Below are 19710 nucleotides of genomic sequence, written 5' to 3'. Positions count from 1 at the left end.
CGGCCCCGCCCGGGCACTACTGTGAGGTTGCTGCCCACGAGTATTCGGAGAAATTCTGCGGGCCTACCGGGCGGCAGGCTGTTACTGTCGGCATTGTTGTTCGCACGATCCGGGCCGGGACACGGGGAGGTCCAGGGGTTCGGCGAGTTTTCGGAGTGTGTCATGGCGTTGACGAATCGGCTGGTCTCCCCGGCTGCACCGCACATCGATTCGGCCGGCGCGCCGCACGGTAGCTCCGCCGAGGGGCGGCCCGCACCCGCGCCGCCGCGAAACGACCTGTGGGGTGACGCCTTCCGGGATGCGGCGCTGGGAATGTGCGCGGTGCTGTCGGCGACCGACGGGCGCATCGATCCCGCGGCGCGCATGCGGGTCGCGCAAATGGTCGGCGCGCACGAGGTCCTGCGCCTGCGTTCCCCCGAGGACCTGCGAAATCTGTTCGAGGACAATTGCGCCCGGCTCATCATGGATCCTGCCTTCGGGCACGCGTATGTGATGGCGCAGATTTCCAAGGCCACCGATTATCCCGAGCAGGCGGCCGCGGTGGTGCGGATCGGGCTGGTCGTCGGGCAAGCCGACGGCGAACTCAGCGCACACGCGCTCACGGTGATTCGCGAGGCTTGTCAGGTTTTGCGTCTGGACCCGCACGAATTCGGTCTGTAAAGCCCTCTGGCTTTTGCTGGACATTGCCCGGAGCCGTCCCGCATTCTTGGAGCGTTTGCTGCCTAGCGAGGGGATTCACTCTGCATGGCGATCCAAGGGTTCCTCAATATTCTGCTCGACACCGTCCACCCCAATCGGGGCTGGCGGTATTGCGGCTGGTGCGAAGGCACCGGGGCCGCAGGCTATTCCGACAGCGGGTCGGCGATCCTGTGCACCGGCTGCGGCGGCATCGGCTGGCTCGTCGATCCGCCCGTGTACCGGCGCTGACCAGACGATTCACCCCCGGCGAAGTGGCACACCGGGGGGTGAATCGACGGGAAGGGCTGTCTCACATATCGAGTCCGAGGTCCAGTACCCGGACCGAGTGGGTGAGCGCGCCGACGGCCAGGTAGTCGACGCCGGTGCGGGCGTAGTCGGCCGCCATGTCCAGCGAGAGTCCGCCCGAGGATTCGAGTTTGGTGCGCGGCGACCGGGTGTTGCGGCGCTGCACGGCCGCCTGGGTGGCCCACAGCGGGAAGTTGTCCAGCAGCACCAGTTCCACGTCCTCGGCGAGGACGGCGTCGAGCTGGTCGAGGCTGTCCACTTCGACCTCGCATTCGATGTCCGGGTTCAGTTCCCGCACAGCGCGCAGCGCGGCAACCACCGAGCCCGCGGCCACCACGTGGTTGTCCTTGATCAGCGCGGCATCGCCCAGCCCCATGCGGTGATTGACGCCACCGCCGACCCGCACCGCGTACTTCTGCAGGGCCCGCAGGCCGGGCAGAGTCTTGCGGCTGTCGCGGATACGGCAACCGGTGCCCGCCACCGCGTCCACCCACTGGGAGGTGGCGGTGGCGATTCCGGACAAGTGGCACACCAGGTTCAGCAGCGTGCGCTCGGCGGTGAGCAGCCCGCGCGTGGGTGCGGCCAGGCTGAGCACGACATCACCGGGCTGCACCCGGGTGCCGTCCGCGACTCGGCCGGTGACCTCGTAATTGCCCGCGCCGAGCACCTCGTCGAGCACGAGCAGGCCGACATCCAGCCCGGCCACCGTGCCCGGCTGGCGAGAAGCCATGTCCGCCTTGGCGACCGCGTCCGCGAGCACCGTGGCCAGCGTGGTGATATCGGGCCCGTATCGCAGATCCTCGTCGAGGGCCGTGCGGATGAGCGCGACCACCGCGTCGCGGTCCAGTCCGGCGTCGAGGGTCATTGCTGCACTCCTTCTTCGATGACTTGTCCTGCGCTCCGGGCGATGCGGTTCCGGACCGCAATCTCGTTCCGGACCGCAATCTCGTTCCGGACCGCAATGTCGTTCCCGACCGCGATGCCGTGCGAGACGGCGAGCTCCGGCATGACGGCCGTGCCCGTCACGAGGCGACGGGCACGGCGGCCCGGCCCCACGCCTGCCCCGGCTCGATGCCGTCGGCAACGAGCTTCGTCCGCCCGTCGGACCCGAGCCGCACCGCGACGCTGCGCCGCAATTCCTCTCGTGGCTCCGGGTGATCCGACCGCGTGTGGCAGCCGCGGCTCTCGGTGCGCGCCGCCGCCGCGACCAGCAGCGCCCGCGCGGTCAGCGTGAGCGCGGAGTCCTCCAGCTCGCGAATGATCGCCGCGGCCGAATCGGAGTGCGCGACTGCGCCATCGCTCGACGCCGCCACGGCATCGTCGGCCCGGCCGACAGCTGCGCCGTTCCCGTTCAGCGCCCACTCGACGGTGATGTCGGGCGCGGCATTGTCGGCGACCAGACCGACCATGCGCAGAACGGCGGCGCGCAGGCCGTCGCCGTCGCGGACGACCGAGGCGTGCTCGGTCATCAGCTCCTGCAGCAACTTTCGATCCGCGCGGGCGAAGCGCAGCGGGCCGACCTCGGCGATCGGGCGGGCCGCGCCCCGGCGTTCGGCGGCCGCCGCGCCCGCGCGCTCGCCGACCACCAGGCCCTCGAGCAGGCTGTTGGAGGCCAGGCGATTCGCGCCGTGCAGGCCGGTGCGGGCCACCTCACCGGCGGCGTACAGGCCGGGCACCGTGGCGCGGCCGACGGTGTCGGTGAGGATGCCGCCGCACTGGAAGTGCGCGGCCGGCGCAACCGGGATCAGATCCGTGGTGGGGTCGATGCCCGCGGCCAGGCACGAGGCGGTGATGGTCGGGAAGCGTTGCGGGAAGCCCTCGATCGAGCGGCCGTCGAGGTACACGTGGTCGGCGCCGAGCTCGTGCATGCGGGCCGTGATCGCGCGGGAGACCACGTCGCGCGGGGCCAGATCGCCGCGCGGGTGCACGCCCGCGGTCACCGAATTGCCTTCGGAATCAACGAGAATCGCGCCCTCGCCGCGCACCGCCTCGCTGATCAGCGGGCGGCGGCCCAGGCCGCCGGGCGTGAACAGCACGGTGGGGTGGAACTGCACGAATTCCAGGTCCGACACCAGCGCCCCGGCCCGCAGCGCCAGCGCGATGCCGTCGGCGGTGGCGCCGGCGGGATTGGTGCTGCACGCGTACAGCTGGCCCAGCCCGCCGGTGGCGAGCAGCACGGCGGGCGCGTGCACGATGCCGAAGCCCTGGCCCGACACCACGATGACACCCCGCACGCCTTCGGGACCGGTCACGATGTCGAGCACGACGGCCCCGAACAGCACCGGCAGTCCGGCGGTGTTCAAGGCTCGCTGCACCTCGGCGCCGGTGGCGTCACCGCCCGCGTGAATGATGCGGCGGGTGCTGTGCCCGCCCTCCCGTGTCCGCGACACCTGACCGTCGCGCCCGAGATCGAAGACCGCGCCCAGGTCGGTCAGCGCGACCACGGCGTGCTGCCCGCCCTCGACGATGGACCGCACCGCGTCCGCGTCGCACAGTCCGGCCCCGGCGACCACGGTGTCCTGCACGTGCGATTCCACCGAATCCCCGTGCGGCGCAACCACCGCGATCCCGCCCTGCGCGTACTGGGTGGAGGTGTCGGTGGGCCCGCCCTTGCTGAGCGTCAGCACCCGCAGCCCGCGTCGGGACGCGGTCCGCGCGGCGGTCAGGCCGGCCACCCCGCCACCCACGACGACGAGATCGGCCTCGGCTTCCCAGGTGATGGAAATCGATGTATTCACCATTGCTCATCCCTCCCCTGACAGGGGACGACGTGGCTACTCGCCGCCGCCGGGGTTGCCGATCTCGATCATGCGCTGCACCGAATTGCGGGCCAGGGCAGCGGTTTCGGCATCGACGTGGACCTCGTCACGGTTCTCCACCAGGCAGCGGAGCAGGGCGGCGGGGGTGATCATCTTCATGTACTGGCAGGAGGCCCGGTCGTTGACGGGCTGGAAGTCGATGCCGGGGGCGGCTTTCCGCAGCTGGTGCAGCATGCCGACCTCGGTGGCGACCAGGACCTGGTTCGACTTGGCCGCCTTCGCGGCGTCGATCATGCCGCCGGTCGAGAGGATGTGCACCCGCTCGGCCGGGAACTCGCCCGCGCCCGCCAGGTAGAGAGCCGAAGTAGCGCAACCGCATTCGGGGTGCACGAACAGCTCGGCGTCGGGGTGGGTGCGGGCCTGCTCGTTGAGCTCGTCGCCGTTGATGCCGGCGTGCACGTGGCACTCGCCCATCCAGATGTGCATGTTCTCGCGGCCGGTGACGCGCTTGACATGCGCGCCCAGGAACTGGTCCGGCAGGAACAGCACCTCGCGGTCCGGGTCGATGGAGGCGACCACGTCGACGGCATTGGAGGAGGTGCAGCAGATGTCGGTCAGCGCCTTCACCGCGGCGGTGGTGTTCACGTACGAGACCACCAGCGCGCCCGGGTGCTCGGCCTTCCAGTCGCGCAGTTCCTCGGCGGTGATGGAGTCGGCCAGCGAGCAGCCCGCGCGCTGGTCCGGGATGAGCACGGTCTTCTCGGGGCTGAGGATCTTGGCGGTCTCGGCCATGAAGTGCACACCGCAGAAGACGATGGTGTCCTCGGGCGCCTCCGCGGCGATCCGGGACAGGGCCAGGGAGTCGCCCACGTGGTCGGCGATGTCCTGGATCTCGGGCAGCTGGTAGTTGTGCGCCAGGATGGTGGCATTGCGCTCACGCGCCAGCCGCTTGATCTCCGCCGCCCATTCGGGGGTGGCCTCCACACCGGAGTATCCCGACGGGCCGTCCGTGATGCGCTCGGTCAGCGTCATCGTCGCGCCCACTGCTGCAGCCATGGCATGGCTCCTTCTCTCATGCGCCCGGCAACCTCGCCGATTCGCATCCAACCGGTTTTCGACTTAGAATCGAAAACGTGGCCCATCGTAGCACCATCCACGAAACACTCACCGCGGTGTTCCAGGTTCGTCGCTTTCCTGACACCATCCGTGCAGGTGAGAGCCCTAGCGTGGGTGGGATTGCCATCTCTGACCGCTGCCCGCCGGGTCAGCGCACCGAACTCGCGGTGCTGCTGTGGGAACGCGCCCTGGACCCCGCCAAGGGCACCTGGTCGCTGCCCGGCGGCCGCCTGCGCGACGACGAGGATCTCGATACGTCCGCGGCCCGCCAGCTCGCCGAGAAGGTCGATGTCCGCGAGCTGACCCACCTCGAGCAGGTGTGGGTCTTCAGCGATCCCGACCGGGTACCCGGCGACCGCCGAATCGCCTCGGCCTATCTGGGTCTGGTGCCGCTGACCGCCGAACCGGTGCTTCCCCACGACACCAAGTGGCACCCGGTCTCGGATCTGCCGGACATGTCCTTCGACCATGGCACGGTCGTCCGCCATGCCCGAAACCGCTTGGCCGCCAAGCTGTCCTACACCAATATCGCCTTCGGCCTGGCCCCCGCCACCTTCACCATGTCCACCCTGCGCGAAATCTATTGCGCCGCACTGGGCTACGACGTGGATACCACCAACCTCCAACGAGTGCTGACCCGCCGCAAGGTGATCACCCCCACGGGCGCGACCTCCTCCCCCGGCCGCGCGGGCGGGCGGCCCGCCGCCGTCTACCGCTTCACCGACTCCGGGATCCGCGTCACCGACGAATTCGCCGCCCTCCGCCCGCCCAGCTAGCCGCGCGGACCGCCCCTGCCTAGGCCGGTATGGTCGCCGCCCGGTCCGGATCGGTCACCGGGTCCAGCTTCCGGACCCGGATCGTGATCGCGACCACGATCGCCGCCAGCACGAAAAACCCTGCGCCCCAGTAGAACCCGACGTCATAACTGTGAATCGCGGCGCGCGCCGGCAGATCCGGAGTGGGCGGGTGATTGCGCGCGTATCGCGTCGAGACCTGCACCGCGATCGTAGTGAGCAGCGCGGTTCCGATCGAGGCGCCGATCTGCTGCACGGCGTTCAGCAGACCGCTGGCCACACCGGCGTCGCGATCGTCGATCGCGTACAGCGCGGTGGCCTGCATGGCCACGAAGATCTGCGCCATGCCGAGCGCTATCACGATCTCGGCCGGCAGCACGGCAGCCCAGTAGGGGTACCCGACCCGCAGCTGCGCCAGATAGATCAGGCCACCCGCCCCGAGTTGCGCGCCGGCCAGCATCAGTACGCGCGGCCCGACCTGGGGCAACAACTTGCTGGCTATGCCCGCCGAAACGACGATGCCGAAAGGAAAAGGCAGGAAGGCGATTCCGGCCTTCAACGGCGAATACCCGAGCGTCTGCTGGAAGTAGTAGCTGAGGAACAGGAAGACCGCGTACATCGCGACCGGAACCAGCAGCGCGACCAGGAACGAGCCGCCCCGATTGATCTCACCCGGAATACGCAGGGGCAGCAGCGGATTGGCGACCCGCGCCTCGATGGCGACGAAGGCCAGCAGCAGGCAGACACCGATCACCAGCAGCGCGACGGTGCCGGCCGCGCCCCATCCCGCCTGCGCCGCACGATTGAACCCGTACACGACGCTCGCCAGTCCCGCGGTCACGAGAACCACGCCGGGCAGGTCGTAGCCGCCCACCCGGCGGACCGGCACGTCCCGCACGACGACCAGCAGGGCCGCCGCCGCGGTGGCGGCCGCGATCGGAATGTTCACCAGCAGGCACCAGCGCCAGGACGCGTACTGCGTCAACGCTCCACCGCCGATGAGCCCGACCGCGAATCCCGCCCCGGATACGCCCCCGAAGACGGCGAAGGCGCGAGCCCGCTCCTGCGCCGCGGTGAACGTCACCGACACCAGCGACAGCGCCGAGGGCGCCAGCAATGCCGCGAACATGCCCTGCAACGCCCGGCCGGCGAACAGCATGCCCGGGCTCACCGCCGCCCCGGCCAGCGCCGAGGCCACCGCGAACCCGACCAGGCCGATGAGGAAGATCCGCCGCCGTCCGACATAGTCGGCCAGGCGGCCGCCCAGCAGCAACAGGCCGCCGAACATGAGCGTGTAGGCCGTGAACACCCATTGCTTGTCGGCATCGCGGATGCCGAGGTCGGCCTGCGCGTAGGGCAGCGAGATCGTCACAATCGTCGCGTCCAGGACGACGAGCAATTGCGCGATCGACAGCACCAGCAGTGCCCACCAGCGACGATCGGACGCCGCCCGTTCTTCGGACATGAAGCTCACCCCTTACTTATCGGTTTCCTGCGACCGCGCCGGTCTCACGCGACCGCGCGATTGTTGAAGGTCCGCCCGGGAAGGCGGGTCGCGACGAAATCCACCGCGGATCCGAGCACGCCGATGACCAGGATGATGGCCACAACCTGGTTGTAGGCCAACTGATCTCGGGCATTGAGGATCTGATAGCCCAGACCCGACCGGACCCCGAGCATCTCCGCGGGTACCAGCACGATCCAGGCGGTACCCAGACCCAGGCGCAGACCGGTCCGGACATGATCACGCACGGCCGGAATGATCACGACCCGCAGCTGTTCCACCCGCGTCGCGTGAAACGACCGTGCCACGTCCAGAAAGCCGCGGTCGATGGCGTGCACTCCGGAGACGGTGTTCAGCAGGATGGGCCACACGGCCGCGGCCGCGACCAGGAAATAAACCGGCTGATTACCGATTCCGAACAGCGCGATGGCGATCGGCGTCCAGGACAGCGGCGAGATCATGCGCAAGAACTGCACGATGGGCGTGGCCGCCCGCTCGATTCGCGTGCTCAGGCCGATCAGCAGACCCGCCGGGACACCGATCACCATTGCGATGGCCAGGCCGATGACCAAGCGCCACAGGCTGATCGCCGCATCCGACACCAGCACGCCGCGCTGATACAGATCGGCGATCGCCGGTAGCACCCGCTGCGGCGCGGTCTGGCGCAGCAGCGAATGCTGTGGCGCCAGTACCGAAGTCGCCAGCCACCAGAGCAGAACCGTGAGGATGATGGCCGCGGCCGCGGGCCACGCCTTGGCGACGGCCGACCGGGATGCGGTGCGGGCGGTCGGGGTGGATCGAACGAAGGTAGAAGTCACAGCAGTTGCACCTGTTCAGCTCTGACGAGGTCGGCGGGTAGCCCCAAGGCCTGTGTTCCTCCGTGTGCGGCAATCGAATTCAGCACGAAGGTGTCGTCGACCAGCCCCGCGTGCGCCGTGCTCGGATCCAGGTCGTCCAGAAAGCCGCGGTCGCCGTCGACCACGGTGTCGTGCATTGCCTCGACCAGCTTCCGGGTGAAGCTGGGATAGGGGTAGGGCTGGAATCCGACCAGTTGCGGTGACCACTCGGGGTGTCGCAGTTGATAGGGCGGCGCGGGATAGGTCAGCGCCGTCCGAACCGCGGGCAGTGGCTGGGGTAGGTAACTTCCGGACGTCAACGCACCGGCGGATCCGTTGCGGTCCGCGGTGATTCGCACTTGGGCGGCCACCACCGCATCCGTGACCACCTGCACCGCGGACGGGCGCTCCGCGATCACGTCGTCCCTGGTGACCAGTACGCAGCAGGCATGTTCACGCCACACGTCGCCCAGGAAGGTATGGATTCGCCCGATCTTCTTGATCTGCGCGATGGCATTGAACGGGTCCGCCACGACATATCCGGCGATCGAGCGATTCGCCAGGGCGGGAACCATATCCGACGGACTCATGACAACGAGTTCGACGGTGCGCTGGGATCGCGACGCACTGCGCCGCACCACCGGAGTGATGTCGTGGGCTCGCAGCAGTTGCTGGAGGACGATGTTGTGGATCGACCACCAGAACGGGATGGCGACCTGGGTTCCCGCCAGCTGCTCCAGATCCGTAATGTCCGGGGCGACAGTGAGTGCGGAGCCGTTGGTGTGATTCCAGCCCAGCACTCGCACTCCCACACCCAGGACGCGCTGGAGTTGCAGAGCCATCGGCATCAACAAGTGCGCGACATCGATCTCACGAGAGACGAACGCCTCCGCCAGCCCGGCCCAGCTTCGGAACATCACGGGCCTGCCGCTGCTCACCCCGGCGGCGTAGAGGCCCACCGAATGCGCGATCAGCAGCGGCGCCGCGTCAGTGATCGGCAGGTAACCGATGCGAAGTGCGCTCTCCCGCCGTCGCCCGGCGGTGCCCGCGCTGTGAACGAGGTCCGCCGAGCCGAACAGCCCGGCGGCGACGGTGAGTCCCGTCGCGCCAGCCAGCAGGTACCTTCTCGAAATATCCGTCAAGGAACCGCCACCTCGTCCGGGTGGTACTGCTGGAGAATGTCGTCACGCAGCGCCGGCGTGTCACCGGTTCGCACATCCCGCCATTCACGGCGCATGCTGCCCCGGTCGAGCAGCACGATCCGATCCGACAGCGCGATCGCTTCGTCGACGTCATGCGTGATGAGCACGACCGTGGCCGCGAGCTCGGCGACGAGCTCGGCCAGCCACTGCCGCAGGTCGATTCGAGTCGCCGGGTCCAGGGCACTGAACGGCTCATCGAGCAGGAGCAGCCGTGGCCGGGTCGCGACCGCCCGCAGCACGGCCACGCGCTGCGCCTGGCCGCCCGACAGCTCGCTCGGATATCGGTCCGCGAGGCCGTCCAAACCGAAACGCCGCAGCAGGGTTTCCGGATGGCGACGGTCGAATTCGTGCCGGTGAGCGGCGAATCGCCGTGCCACCGAGATGTTCTCGATGACCGTGAGCCAAGGCAGTAGCAGGGACTGCTGGAACACCACCCCGGTGCGCGGGCGAGCGCCGTCCGCGCTCCAGCTCACCGTTCCCGCGGTCAGATTCTCCAAGCCCGCCAATATCCGCAGCAGCGTGGACTTTCCGCTGCCGCTCGGGCCCAGCACGGCGAGAAACTCACCGCGATCGATCGAGATGCTCACGTTGTCCAGCACGAGATTGTCGCCGAACTTCTTCGTGCCGCAATCGAGGGTCAATTCATTTCGCAAACAAGGACACCTTCGTGAGCGGAATCGAGCGAGCGCGCCGACCGTCGACGGCAGCGCTCACTCGCTTCCAGGGGTTCGCGCTATGCGCCCTTTACACCGGTCAGCCGCGTGTACATGCCGCCGTGCACGCTGTCGACGACCACGTCGCTCAGCTGTTCACGGAATACCCGCTCGAACGGCTCGAGCTTCTTGTAGTGCGATCCGACGATGAACGACTTCAGGAAGTTGTACCCGTTGATGGCGGGGTACCCGAACCCGGAGGTTCGCGGCAGGGCATCGATGATGCGCACACCGGTACCCGGATTCAGGTTCGCGAGGAGCTCTTCCAGTTTCTGCGAAGGGTCCGGAACGCAGCTCATCGCAATGCAACTGAAGACCACGTCGACGTCTCGAAGCAGCGGTGTCGTCGCGATGTCGTCGACCACGAGCTTCACATTGTTCCACCCGTTCGCCGCCACCCGCTTCTCCGCCTTGGCGAGAATGGCCGCGTTGTTGTCCAACCCGATCACCCGGCCCGACGGGCCGATCGCGTCGATCAGAGCCGGGAAGGCAAGTCCGGTACCGCATCCGAGATCGGCCACCGTCTTGCCGGACAGGTCCAATCCGGCGACCAGGGCCGGGTGCAGCTTGTCGATCCCACCGAGTGACAGGACCCACGCGGTCCGGTCGTAAATCGGTGCCGCGATATCGTATCGCTCTGCGAATTTCATACCCACTCCCTCAGGTTCTCTTCGGCCGAAGCAGTTATCGTCGAGTCAGTCGAACTCGGAAGCCGCCCTTGATCACCGGCGCCAGGCCGGGATCCTCGCGGAGTGACCAGCGTGGCGGCACTTCGATCTTGTAGCGGCTGAAGATCAAGGCCACCAGGTACGGCGCGATCAGGTACCCCAGTTGGGCGCCGGTGCATCGGTGCGGGCCCGCACCCCACGCCAGGTAGTGCAACACCCGGGGCTGATCGACGCGTTTGCTCTTGTCGTAGAACCGATTCGGATCGAACTTGTCGGGATCGGTCCACCAGCGCGGGTCGCGGTGGATCGTCGAGATCGGAACGCCCAGCATCGTATTGGGCGCGATGTCGAACCCTTGGAAGTTCGCGCCGGTCGAGGTGAATCGGAGCAAGAGCGGAAGACCTTGCATTCGCATCGATTCCTCGAAGCAGGATTTCACCCAGTGCAGGCTGCGCACCGACTCGATGGACGGTTGTGAAAGATCGACAGTGCCACTCTCTTCCACGAGGCGATCCGTCGCTTCGGCGTCGAGGACGGTGCGAACGACCGTTTGGGTGATCGCGCCGGCGGTAGTGCCATACGACGCGCTGGTCATCGTCGCCACATCGAAGCAAAGGTCCCAGAAGGTCATGGGGGTCTTCAGCTTCTTGTACCCCGCGAGCATGCCGTCCAGGACATCGCCGTAGGTTCCCAGAGCCGGCGAGTTCTGCCGCTCGACAACGCGATTCTTGACGATCTTCGCCGCGGTGTACACCGCCCAGGGCCGGATCTTGTACGGACCCCACGGGCGCACCAGATTCGGCGGATCGGCGATCTTCAGAGTCGATCCGAGGAACTTGGTGAAGGTCGAGAGGCCGTTGTGCAACTCATCGATCTCCTGGGGAGTGAAGGGCTCGGTGAACGTCTGCTTCAGCACGCCTCGCAGGAGGGTCTGAAAAATCGCCTCCTGCAGATCGGTGACACCCTCGGCGTCGGTCGCCACGGCGATGTTCGCGTCGAGGCTGTCGAGATAGGCTTCGACATTGGCATTGAACGTGCTCTTCAGACCGTCCCGTGTGACCAGCGGACTGACGATCCGACGCCTTTCCCTGAAGAGCTCTCCCTCGATGAACGACAACCCGTTCTGCCGCTTCGCAATGACGGGATGATAGTTTCCGAACTTGCTGTAGTCGCCGGAGGTGTCACCCATGGCCGCGTGTGCGTCCTGCGGGTTACCCAGTACGACCAAGTCCCGGAGCGGGAACCTGATTCGGCTGACATCTCCGTACTGCCGGACAGTGTCCCGCAGGAACTTGTTGCGGTCCTTCGCGAACTCGGGGTATGAACCCATGAAACGGTGTCCCGGCGGCCCGGGCAGGTGCTCATTCGAGAAACGGCGGCTGATTATGCTGGTTTCAGAATGCACCTTCGGCGCCTCGACGTGCGGGCATTTGTTGGACATGAAGAACCTTTTCCATCTCTACTTGCGGAACACATAGGCGCGAACCATGCCGCCGTGGTACCGCGCTCGGGAATCCAATGTGAGGCCGGCCTTTTCGCAGCGGGCTATGGTGTATTCCGCGCCGCGGTCCATCTCCACCTCCCTGGTCATGTGGGCGACGGGCGCCAAACCGAGAAGTCCCGCGATCCTGCGAATCAGCAACAGGCGGTACTTCAGCACCGTGCGCAGCAATTCGCTGTCCGGCAGGGCGAGTTCGATCAGCAGAAAGCGTCCGCCGTCGCGGAGCACCCGTACCGTCTCCGCCAGCGCGGCCGACGGGTCGTCCATGTCATCGAGCGCGAAACACATGACGACGGCGTCGAATGCCGACGACTCGAAGCTCAGGGCCTCGGCGCTTCCATGCACCAGGCCCCACTCGCTGCGCGGCCACTCCTGCCCCAGCCGCGCCAGTTTGCGCTCCGCCACCTCCAGCATCTGCTCATTGAGATCGACGGCGCAGTAGGACATCGGAAATCGATATTCGGCGGCCAGCGCGGACGCGATCTCGGCCGTCCCCGCGGCGACATCGAGCACCCTCGAACCGGCCTCGAGCCGGAGCAGGCGAACCGCCTCGCGCCGGAGCCGCTTGTCGCCACCCAATGTGAGAATCGAATTGACCAGGTCGTAGCGCGGAGCTATTTCCGTGAACATCGCCTGCGGCGTAGCCGGACGTGTCCCGACCATTCGAGTCCCTCCTCTCTGATTGCCTGACAGTTCATTCGGTTCGCCCTACCCGGCGAACCAGTTGGACAGCCGCGTCGGCGCCCACCGCCTTCACCATCGACCACGCGCCGGATCTCGCGGCCTTACCGTCGCGCAGCCAGCCCGACACCAGTCCCACGACCTGGCGGACATGAATGCGTCCGGCCAGCGCGGGAGCCTCCACCGCGGGGATGCGCGCGTCGATGAGCATCGGGCCCTCGGTGCGAAGCGCGGATCGGAAGGCATTCCCGAATTCCTCGGATGTCCGCGCCGTCACCGCGGGCAGCCCGCAATGCCGCGCGAAGCTCGCGAAATCCACTGGCGCGAATTCCGATGAGGTATCCGGCCATCCCATGATCCAGCTCTCGAACTTGATGGCGGCCAGCGCGCTGTTGTTGAAAACGACGATGACCGTTGTCGATTCGACCTTCGCGGCATTGCGGAGCTCGGCCAGCGTGATACCGATCCCGCCGTCTCCCACGATCGCCACCGAGATGTCCTTCGGTCTGCGCGCGGCGACGTCCACCGCAGCCGGCACGGCGAATCCCATGGTGGCGAAGGATGCGGTCCACAGATATCTGGATGCGGACCGTACGTAGCGGTACGCCCAGAGCGTGTTGATGCCGACATCCACGCTCAGGGTGGATGCTCTATCGGCTTGCGCGAGTTCATGATCGATGATCTGCGCGGCCGCGGCCGCGCGCAGCTCCCGCGCACTCTCCCGCGGCCCTTTCCGCTTCGATGTGCCGGGCCGGGCGATATCCCGCACGGCGACAGGATCATTCGACGATCCGATCAGTGCCTCCAGCAGCTCCCGCGCGTCTCCGAGCAGGCCGATCGATTCGGGCGGGAGACGGAGGAAAGTCAGCGGGTCGGCATTGATCGACACCACCGGACCGTTTCCGGCGAGCTCGAATGCGGAGCCGCGCCAGGACACGCCCACCAATACGACGAGCCGGCTCTGCCGGATGTTCTGCATTGCTTCGTCATGACCGGATGTCCCCACCAGGCCGTCGCAGTGTTCTCCCAGAACGTCCGCGGCCAGGGCACCCATGGTGCAGTAGAGCGGAGCTCCCGTGCGTGACGCCAACTCGAGCAGTTCACGTCGTGCGCCGGCTGCGCCACGGCCCACGATGATCGAGACATTCCCGGCGGCTTCGAGCAGTTCCGCGGCCCGCGCGATCTCTTCGCGGGCGGCCATCGTGCTACCGGGAAGCCCGATCAACGACGTCGGAATCCCTTGCGCGCTCGAACTTTCCACGAGCGCCGCACTGTTGCCCGCCGCTATCGCGGAGTTGGCGACGTGAATGTGGGTCACTCCTTTACCCCCGGCGGCCACGCTCAGCAACGCGTCTCGAAGGCGCGTCGAATCCTTGGCGGTGCCGTCCAGGACGACCGATATCGCCGAGATCTCCTTCAGCACGTCCACCGGATCCAGGAACCAGCGGTCGATTTCGAAGGAGACCAGCAGCACCGACGCGCTGTCGAACGAAGCGTCGTAGAGCCCGTTCAGCTGCGCGAGCAATTCCGCGGGCGAGGTCACCAGGGCACACGCCACGTTCCCCTCGGCCTTGAAGGCCGCGGTTGCCCGCATGGCGGCCGCCTGCGTATCGGAGACGACATGCACGTCGAGGTCGGACGATTCACTCGCCGAACCGAGCCGCGCACAACTGCTTCGCGAGAGATACACCGAGTCGACGCCGCGGCCCGCTATCGCACCGAGCAGATCGCTCGCGAACCGGACGGCATCGGCGTCGACCCTCCCGCCGGACAGCGCCGGTGCCACTTCCAGCGCGGAGGTCAGGATCACGACCGGACCGTGCTCGCGGCCGGCCTCTTCCAGCCTCGAATTCAGCTCGCTCGGGGTTCCGGCCCAGAACACCGGGATTCCGAAGGCCTGAGCCAGATCTCGGATCGTCGCACCGGATTCCGCTGCGCAGACGACGGTGACGGGAACCGTGTAGCGCGCGGCGGTGGACAGCTCCGCGATGTACTGGTCCAGGGACGCGAGGTCGGTCAGCGCATAGCATCGATCACCGGCCGCCAGCGCGAGACCGATCGACATCGGCAGCGCCGACCCTTCGGCCTCCAGATTCCACGCACTGTGGACATTCGCGTGCTCGGTCAAGAACCTGCGCGACAGCCGCTGGATCGGTCCCGGGTCGACGGCCACCGACGCACCCGCCAGCCGCCGCGTGAGCACCGCCCACCCGCCGGGCAGCACCGCGTCGCCCGGTGTACCGGACGGCTGCTCCGATAATGCTTGTGCCGGAACGTCTTTGCGACTCGACACAGCGGAGATCAAGGACTCCAGAATCGCCGGAACATCACCGGCGATCCCAACCCGCCGGCATCCCGCGTCGAACCCGGACGTAGCGAGATCGGTGATTTCGATCAGGATTCTCGCCGCGGGAAAGTACCGCTCCACTCCGACGGTTCGCCGGCCGATCAGCAGAACGCTGCCGTCGGCAGCGAATTCTTCATGGTCGTCGACCGAGGTTACCAGCGCCTCCGGGATTCCCGACTCGGGCAGGGCCACCAGTGGAGCCGCCAGCGTGTGTGCGAGCAGGCGGGCGCGATCGACCGATTCCCTGCTGCCGGAACCCAATACGATCGACGTCGGGTTCGCGCACAGGTGGTCGGCGAGGTCGTCGATGCGTTTCTTGTCGACCTTCGTGGCACTGCGGCGATCCAGCCGATACGGGCTCGCCTGTTCCCTCTCATCGACCGGTGCGTTCAGCAGATCCGACGGGACCGCGACATGAGCCGAGGTCTGCTCGAGTCGTATCGCGAGCACGATCTGGTCGAAGACGCCGATCTGGTCGGCCGACATGATGTCCGATGAGCGCCACGTACCGTCCCGGAACAGCCGCGAGGATTCGATCTCCTGGAACGACTTCGTCCCGATACCGGCCAGCGGAACCTGTCCGGATATCGCCAGCACCGGCACCCGGTCGTAGAGCCCGTCATAAACGCCGGGCAACAAGTGCGTGGCGCCGGGGCCGGCCGTGCCGAAGCACACACCCACGGTGCCCGAGCCACGCGCGTAGCCGACGGCCATCCAGGAGGCCGCGCTTTCATGGCGAACCGCGATGAGCCCGATCTCTTCCCGCCGCCCGACCGCGTCGACGAGGCAATTCACCGATTCCGCGGGCATCCCGAAGAGGTAGCGCACATCGTTCCGGACCAATCGATCCACCAGCGCGTCGGCGAACCGGGGACGCCCCATCAGGTCGGCCCCCAGGTGCGGATTCATCTGTGGCATGCGCTTGCCTCCATTCCGCGGTATCCCTCCGCGAGTACATCGACAACGTCAGCTAGGTGCTCGAGTGCGGGCACGGTGATCCGGACGCCGAGGCCCGGATATTCACGGACCGCGATCCCCGAGCGGGAGCAGCAATCGACAAGAGATGCCGTGTGCCGCATGGGCATCCAGAGAAAGTTGCCGCCCGATTCGGGGACGGCGAGTCCGTGCTCGCGAATCGATTCGCTGAACAGCGACCGGCAGTGCACGACCGAATCGACCTGGGCGGCAAGCTCATTGCTCACCTCCAGCGAGGCGATCGCCGCGGCCACCGCCATCCGATTCACGCCGAAGGGCAATGCGGCCGTTCGACAGGCACCGATCAGATCTCTATTGCCGACGGCGTACCCCACGCGGAGCCCAGCCAGCCCATAGGCCTTCGAGAAGGTCCGCAAGACGACAAGATTCGAATACAGGCGAGTCAGCCGGAAGATCGCGGCAGGATCGACGGTTCGATCGAAATCGATGTAGGCCTCGTCCACCACGACGACCGTGTGCCGCGGGGCCGTCCGGAGCACCCTCTCGATCTCGTCGAGACGCACCTGCTCACCCGTCGGGTTGTGCGGCGAACAGATCAGAATCGCGGCCGCGTCCGATCCGGCCGCCGCCACCATGGAATCCAGTGGCTGCCACCGGCTTTCCGTTCCCGGGACCGGCACCGGCGTGCCGCCGGAGTCCACCACGACTCGCTCGTACGCGTCGAAGGCCGGAACCGCGAAGACGACTCGGCCACCATCCCCGGCGACCCGTCGCAGCACGTATCCGAGCACGCCTACGCTGCCCGGCCCGACGATGACCTGATCGGCGGCGCAGCCCACGAACTCGGCGATGGCTCCCCGCAGCGAGCCGTACGACGCGGAAGGGTAGTCCGCGGCGCGGTCCACCTCGGCCTCGATCGCCTTGCGGACGCTCGGCAATGGAGCGAAAGGCAACGCATTGTTCGAAAGGTCCAGCGCGACTACCGAATAGTTGTTCTCCTCACCCGAGCGGTACTCGTTCCACACGACACCCGGACGCGCCTTCATCAACCTTTCCACCGCATCCATCAGACGACATCCTTCTTTCTGCGGGTATCGAGTTTCAGCGCATCCATGAGGAAAATGATGACCAGCGACCCGACCACGATGCTCATCGATGAAACGGAGGGATCTATCAGCAGGATCCAGGTCGACAAATACCCCGTCGATACCACCATGTCGAAACGAAGCATGTTGTTCGCCGACTGGCTGTCGTCACGAAGGATCATCCGCGCGCCCTGAACGCATACGACCGGGAACCATACGAGGGCCAGCAGATACTTCTCCCCGAACTGGCCGGCGGCCACCAGGAATACCGGACCCAGGTAGACGATGATCGTCCCGGCCGCGGCCACGACCGCGGCTTGCAATCGTGTTCGGCTGATGGTCGCCGAGGTCGTCAGACCGGCAGCCCTGTCGCCGTAATAGTCGGGCAGATTCTTCACCAGCCCCTTGGCCGCGAACCACACGAACAAATACGCGGCCATGCCGAGGAAGGGCCAATTCCCGAGAACCGCCGGCCCGTGCTTCGCGACGGCGGGAGCCATCAGGAACGGGAAGGCGACATCCAGGGCGAAGAGGCAGATCGACAGCACCGGCCGCACCTTCACCCGGAATGGCGGCAGGGAGTACTGGTGCGCGATGAGAACACAGATCGCCGTCATCACGACGAAGATGGGGCTCACCAGGGTCGCCAACCCCAGCATGATCGCGCACACGACATAGGAACTCAGCAGCAGCCGCCGCCGGCCGTAGAGACCGAGCAGGTACAGGCGGGCCGGCAGGTTCTCATTGTCTTCCGCGACATCGGAATAGCCGTTGAACAGATTCGCGACCGCGCTGTACAGGAAGGTGATCGCGAAGCCGATCAGAACATCGAGGTCAACCGTCAGACCGAGGAGCTTGCAGGAAAGGCAGAACGCCAGCATTCCCGGTAGGCACGTGCGTGGGCGGGCGAACGAAAGGAACAGCTCGATCCGCCCCAGAATTCCTCTCGTGTATCCCTCGGACGAATGTACCCAATCGAGTCTCTCTTCTGCCGACTTGTCCAGAAATTCGTCAAGTGTCGGTATCGACATAGTTTCAGCCACGATCACAGCTCACTCGTCATGCGCAGTTAGATATTGCCCGCCCCGGGCCCCCAGCTCCTGAAACCGAAACCCTTGCCCCACGATCGGCACTCAGAACACGACTCGTCAATGCTTATACGGTGTATTGCGATTCCACCGGTGTGAGCATACACGAAAGGCTTTGTCGCCCAAGGGTGTTCAACCGCTGCCTTCATCAGTTGCACACCCCCGTGTGCGGCCGAAAGCCGTTGGCAATTCCCGTGATTCCGCGTGAGCGAGGTATATCAGACGTCGTCTCGTATCACAGAGAGGGTTTCAATGCTGATCGACTTCGTTCCCGACCGGAATCTGTACCCCTTCGACTCCCGCTGGTTCGACTCGTCCGCCGGCCGGGTGCACTACATCGACGAGGGGTCCGGGCCGGCAATCCTGTTCTGCCATGGCGTTCCGACGTGGAGTTTCCTCTACCGCCACATCGTGCGGGAGCTGCGCGACCGGTATCGCTGTATCGTCGTCGACTACCTGGGGTTCGGATTGTCCGAACGTCCACAGGGATTCGGTTACACGGTCGCCGAGCACATCTCGGTCCTCGGCGAGCTGATCGATCACCTGCGGCTCGACGACTTCATCCTGATGGGACACGACTGGGGCGGACCCATCGGCCTCGGCGCGGTCACCACGCGCGCGGGTCGGCTGCGCGGAATCGTGCTGGGCAACACCACGTTCTGGCCACCCGAAGCACGGGCGAATCGCGTCTTCAGCATGCTCATCCGCACCCCCCTGATGCAGCGGCAAGTGCTCGAGCGGAATTTCCTCGTCGAGCGCGTCCTACTCGGCGAGCTGGGGCGCAAGCTCAGCGCGGCCGAGGCCGACCACTATCGCGGGGTGCAGCCCACCCCGGAAGCTCGCCCCGGACTCGGCGTGATCGCCAAACAGATTCGTGACGCCCGGCCGCTACTGGAGCAGCTCTCCCGAGACGTGCCCGCCGTACTCGCCGACAAGCCGACCCTCTTGGTCTGGGGCATGCGGGACCTCGTCTACCGCCCCAAGGCCCACATCCCCCGAATGCGGGCGACATTCACCGACCTCGAGGTAGTCGAGCTGCCGAGGGCACAGCAGTTCATCCAGGAGCACGCACCCGATGAGATCGCGACGGCGATCGCGAAGCGGTTCCCCTGAGCCTGGTGAAACGATGGGCGGCGCTACCACTCGGTAGCGCCGCCCTCGTCGATCAGGTTCGGCCGCCTGCCATTTCGAGCGCGCCTAGTTCTTCCGGCCCGGCGCCTTCATCCCCGACTTGAACCCCAGGCCGCCCGGCTTGGCGGCCGGCGGCGCGACGGAGCCGTTCCCTTCCGGCGTGCCATTGCCCTCCGTCGCGGCCGGAGCGGCGGGCTCGGCGGCCGGAGCCGGAGCGGTCTCGGCCGGAGCCGAATCCGCCTCAGCCGCAGGCGCTTCCGGAGCCGGAGTAGCGGCCGGAGCCGCAGCGCCCGGAGCCTTCGGGCCGGGGCGCTTGAGGCCGGACTTCATGGCCAGGCCCTTGGGCGCGATGGACGGCTTGGCCT

General features: G+C 66.8%; 18 protein-coding genes. 4 read left to right on the top strand and 14 right to left on the bottom strand.

Going from position 1 to position 19710, the window contains the following annotated elements; genetic code table 11:
- Window positions 1-162: 162 nt before the first annotated feature.
- On the top strand, window positions 163-660 hold the full coding sequence (locus tag ACFXKA_RS03910; protein ID WP_379425922.1) for a tellurite resistance TerB family protein: 498 nt from the start codon (window positions 163-165) through the stop codon (window positions 658-660).
- Window positions 661-744: 84 nt separating this feature from the next.
- Window positions 745-927 (top strand): hypothetical protein, encoded by a 183-nt coding sequence (locus tag ACFXKA_RS03905; protein ID WP_364626387.1) that lies wholly within the window; start codon window positions 745-747, stop codon window positions 925-927.
- Window positions 928-988: 61 nt separating this feature from the next.
- On the opposite strand, the gene nadC is transcribed toward ACFXKA_RS03905, so the two are convergent.
- From nadC to nadA, 3 genes are all read right to left on the bottom strand, one after another.
- Window positions 989-1849 (bottom strand): carboxylating nicotinate-nucleotide diphosphorylase, encoded by an 861-nt coding sequence (nadC, locus tag ACFXKA_RS03900; protein WP_379425920.1) that lies wholly within the window; start codon window positions 1847-1849, stop codon window positions 989-991.
- A 157-nt stretch (window positions 1850-2006) separates the two neighbouring features.
- Window positions 2007-3725 (bottom strand): L-aspartate oxidase, encoded by a 1719-nt coding sequence (locus ACFXKA_RS03895; RefSeq protein WP_379425919.1) that lies wholly within the window; start codon window positions 3723-3725, stop codon window positions 2007-2009.
- Window positions 3726-3758: 33 nt separating this feature from the next.
- On the bottom strand, window positions 3759-4799 hold the full coding sequence (gene nadA, locus ACFXKA_RS03890) for a quinolinate synthase NadA (protein ID WP_379425917.1): 1041 nt from the start codon (window positions 4797-4799) through the stop codon (window positions 3759-3761).
- A 77-nt stretch (window positions 4800-4876) separates the two neighbouring features.
- On the opposite strand from nadA, the gene ACFXKA_RS03885 reads away from it, so the two are divergent.
- Window positions 4877-5635 (top strand): NUDIX domain-containing protein, encoded by a 759-nt coding sequence (locus tag ACFXKA_RS03885; RefSeq protein ID WP_354845963.1) that lies wholly within the window; start codon window positions 4877-4879, stop codon window positions 5633-5635.
- 19 nt (window positions 5636-5654) lie between these two features.
- On the opposite strand, the gene ACFXKA_RS03880 is transcribed toward ACFXKA_RS03885, so the two are convergent.
- The 10 genes from ACFXKA_RS03880 to ACFXKA_RS03835 all read right to left on the bottom strand — a co-directional run bounded on the left by ACFXKA_RS03880 (window position 5655) and on the right by ACFXKA_RS03835 (window position 18175).
- Window positions 5655-7118 carry an MFS transporter gene (locus ACFXKA_RS03880; RefSeq protein ID WP_379425915.1) on the bottom strand — a complete coding sequence of 488 codons (1464 nt, stop codon included), beginning with the start codon at window positions 7116-7118 and terminating at the stop codon, window positions 5655-5657.
- A 44-nt stretch (window positions 7119-7162) separates the two neighbouring features.
- Window positions 7163-7975: an ABC transporter permease gene (locus ACFXKA_RS03875; protein ID WP_379425913.1), complete on the bottom strand. Its 813-nt coding sequence runs from the start codon at window positions 7973-7975 to the stop codon at window positions 7163-7165.
- Window positions 7972-9135: an ABC transporter substrate-binding protein gene (locus ACFXKA_RS03870; protein WP_379425912.1), complete on the bottom strand. Its 1164-nt coding sequence runs from the start codon at window positions 9133-9135 to the stop codon at window positions 7972-7974. Before ACFXKA_RS03870 ends, ACFXKA_RS03875 begins: the two co-directional genes overlap by 4 nt.
- Window positions 9132-9794, bottom strand: coding sequence for an ABC transporter ATP-binding protein (locus ACFXKA_RS03865; RefSeq protein ID WP_379426355.1), 663 nt, complete (start codon window positions 9792-9794; stop codon window positions 9132-9134). Before ACFXKA_RS03865 ends, ACFXKA_RS03870 begins: the two co-directional genes overlap by 4 nt.
- A gap of 134 nt (window positions 9795-9928) precedes the next feature.
- A complete protein-coding gene (locus ACFXKA_RS03860) occupies window positions 9929-10558 on the bottom strand; it encodes a class I SAM-dependent methyltransferase (protein WP_379425910.1) in 630 nt (209 codons plus the stop codon).
- A gap of 34 nt (window positions 10559-10592) precedes the next feature.
- Window positions 10593-12017, bottom strand: a complete 1425-nt coding sequence (locus tag ACFXKA_RS03855; protein ID WP_379425908.1) for a cytochrome P450 — start codon at window positions 12015-12017, stop codon at window positions 10593-10595.
- Between the two features lie 18 nt (window positions 12018-12035).
- Window positions 12036-12740, bottom strand: coding sequence for a class I SAM-dependent methyltransferase (locus tag ACFXKA_RS03850; protein ID WP_379425907.1), 705 nt, complete (start codon window positions 12738-12740; stop codon window positions 12036-12038).
- A gap of 31 nt (window positions 12741-12771) precedes the next feature.
- The gene (locus tag ACFXKA_RS03845) at window positions 12772-16023 is read right to left on the bottom strand and encodes a thiamine pyrophosphate-binding protein (protein ID WP_379425905.1); all 3252 of its coding nucleotides are present in this window, start codon (window positions 16021-16023) and stop codon (window positions 12772-12774) included.
- Entirely contained in the window at window positions 16011-17108 is a 1098-nt protein-coding gene (locus ACFXKA_RS03840) for an aminotransferase class I/II-fold pyridoxal phosphate-dependent enzyme (protein ID WP_379425903.1), read from the bottom strand. Before ACFXKA_RS03840 ends, ACFXKA_RS03845 begins: the two co-directional genes overlap by 13 nt.
- Window positions 17108-18175, bottom strand: coding sequence for a UbiA family prenyltransferase (locus ACFXKA_RS03835; RefSeq protein WP_379425902.1), 1068 nt, complete (start codon window positions 18173-18175; stop codon window positions 17108-17110). Before ACFXKA_RS03835 ends, ACFXKA_RS03840 begins: the two co-directional genes overlap by 1 nt.
- A 291-nt stretch (window positions 18176-18466) precedes the next feature.
- Here ACFXKA_RS03835 and ACFXKA_RS03830 point away from each other — a divergent pair, with 291 nt between their 5' ends.
- Window positions 18467-19327: a haloalkane dehalogenase gene (locus tag ACFXKA_RS03830; protein WP_379425900.1), complete on the top strand. Its 861-nt coding sequence runs from the start codon at window positions 18467-18469 to the stop codon at window positions 19325-19327.
- An 84-nt stretch (window positions 19328-19411) separates the two neighbouring features.
- Here the strand turns inward: ACFXKA_RS03830 and ACFXKA_RS03825 are convergent.
- Window positions 19412-19710, bottom strand: a 299-nt coding sequence (locus tag ACFXKA_RS03825) for a hypothetical protein (RefSeq protein WP_379425898.1), incomplete at its 5' end; no start/stop codon positions are given.

Source organism: Nocardia sp. NPDC059228 (assembly GCF_042754245.1).
In the GTDB taxonomy this organism is placed as follows: Bacteria; Actinomycetota; Actinomycetes; order Mycobacteriales; family Mycobacteriaceae; genus Nocardia.
This window is presented reverse-complemented; position numbering and strand designations above follow the sequence as displayed.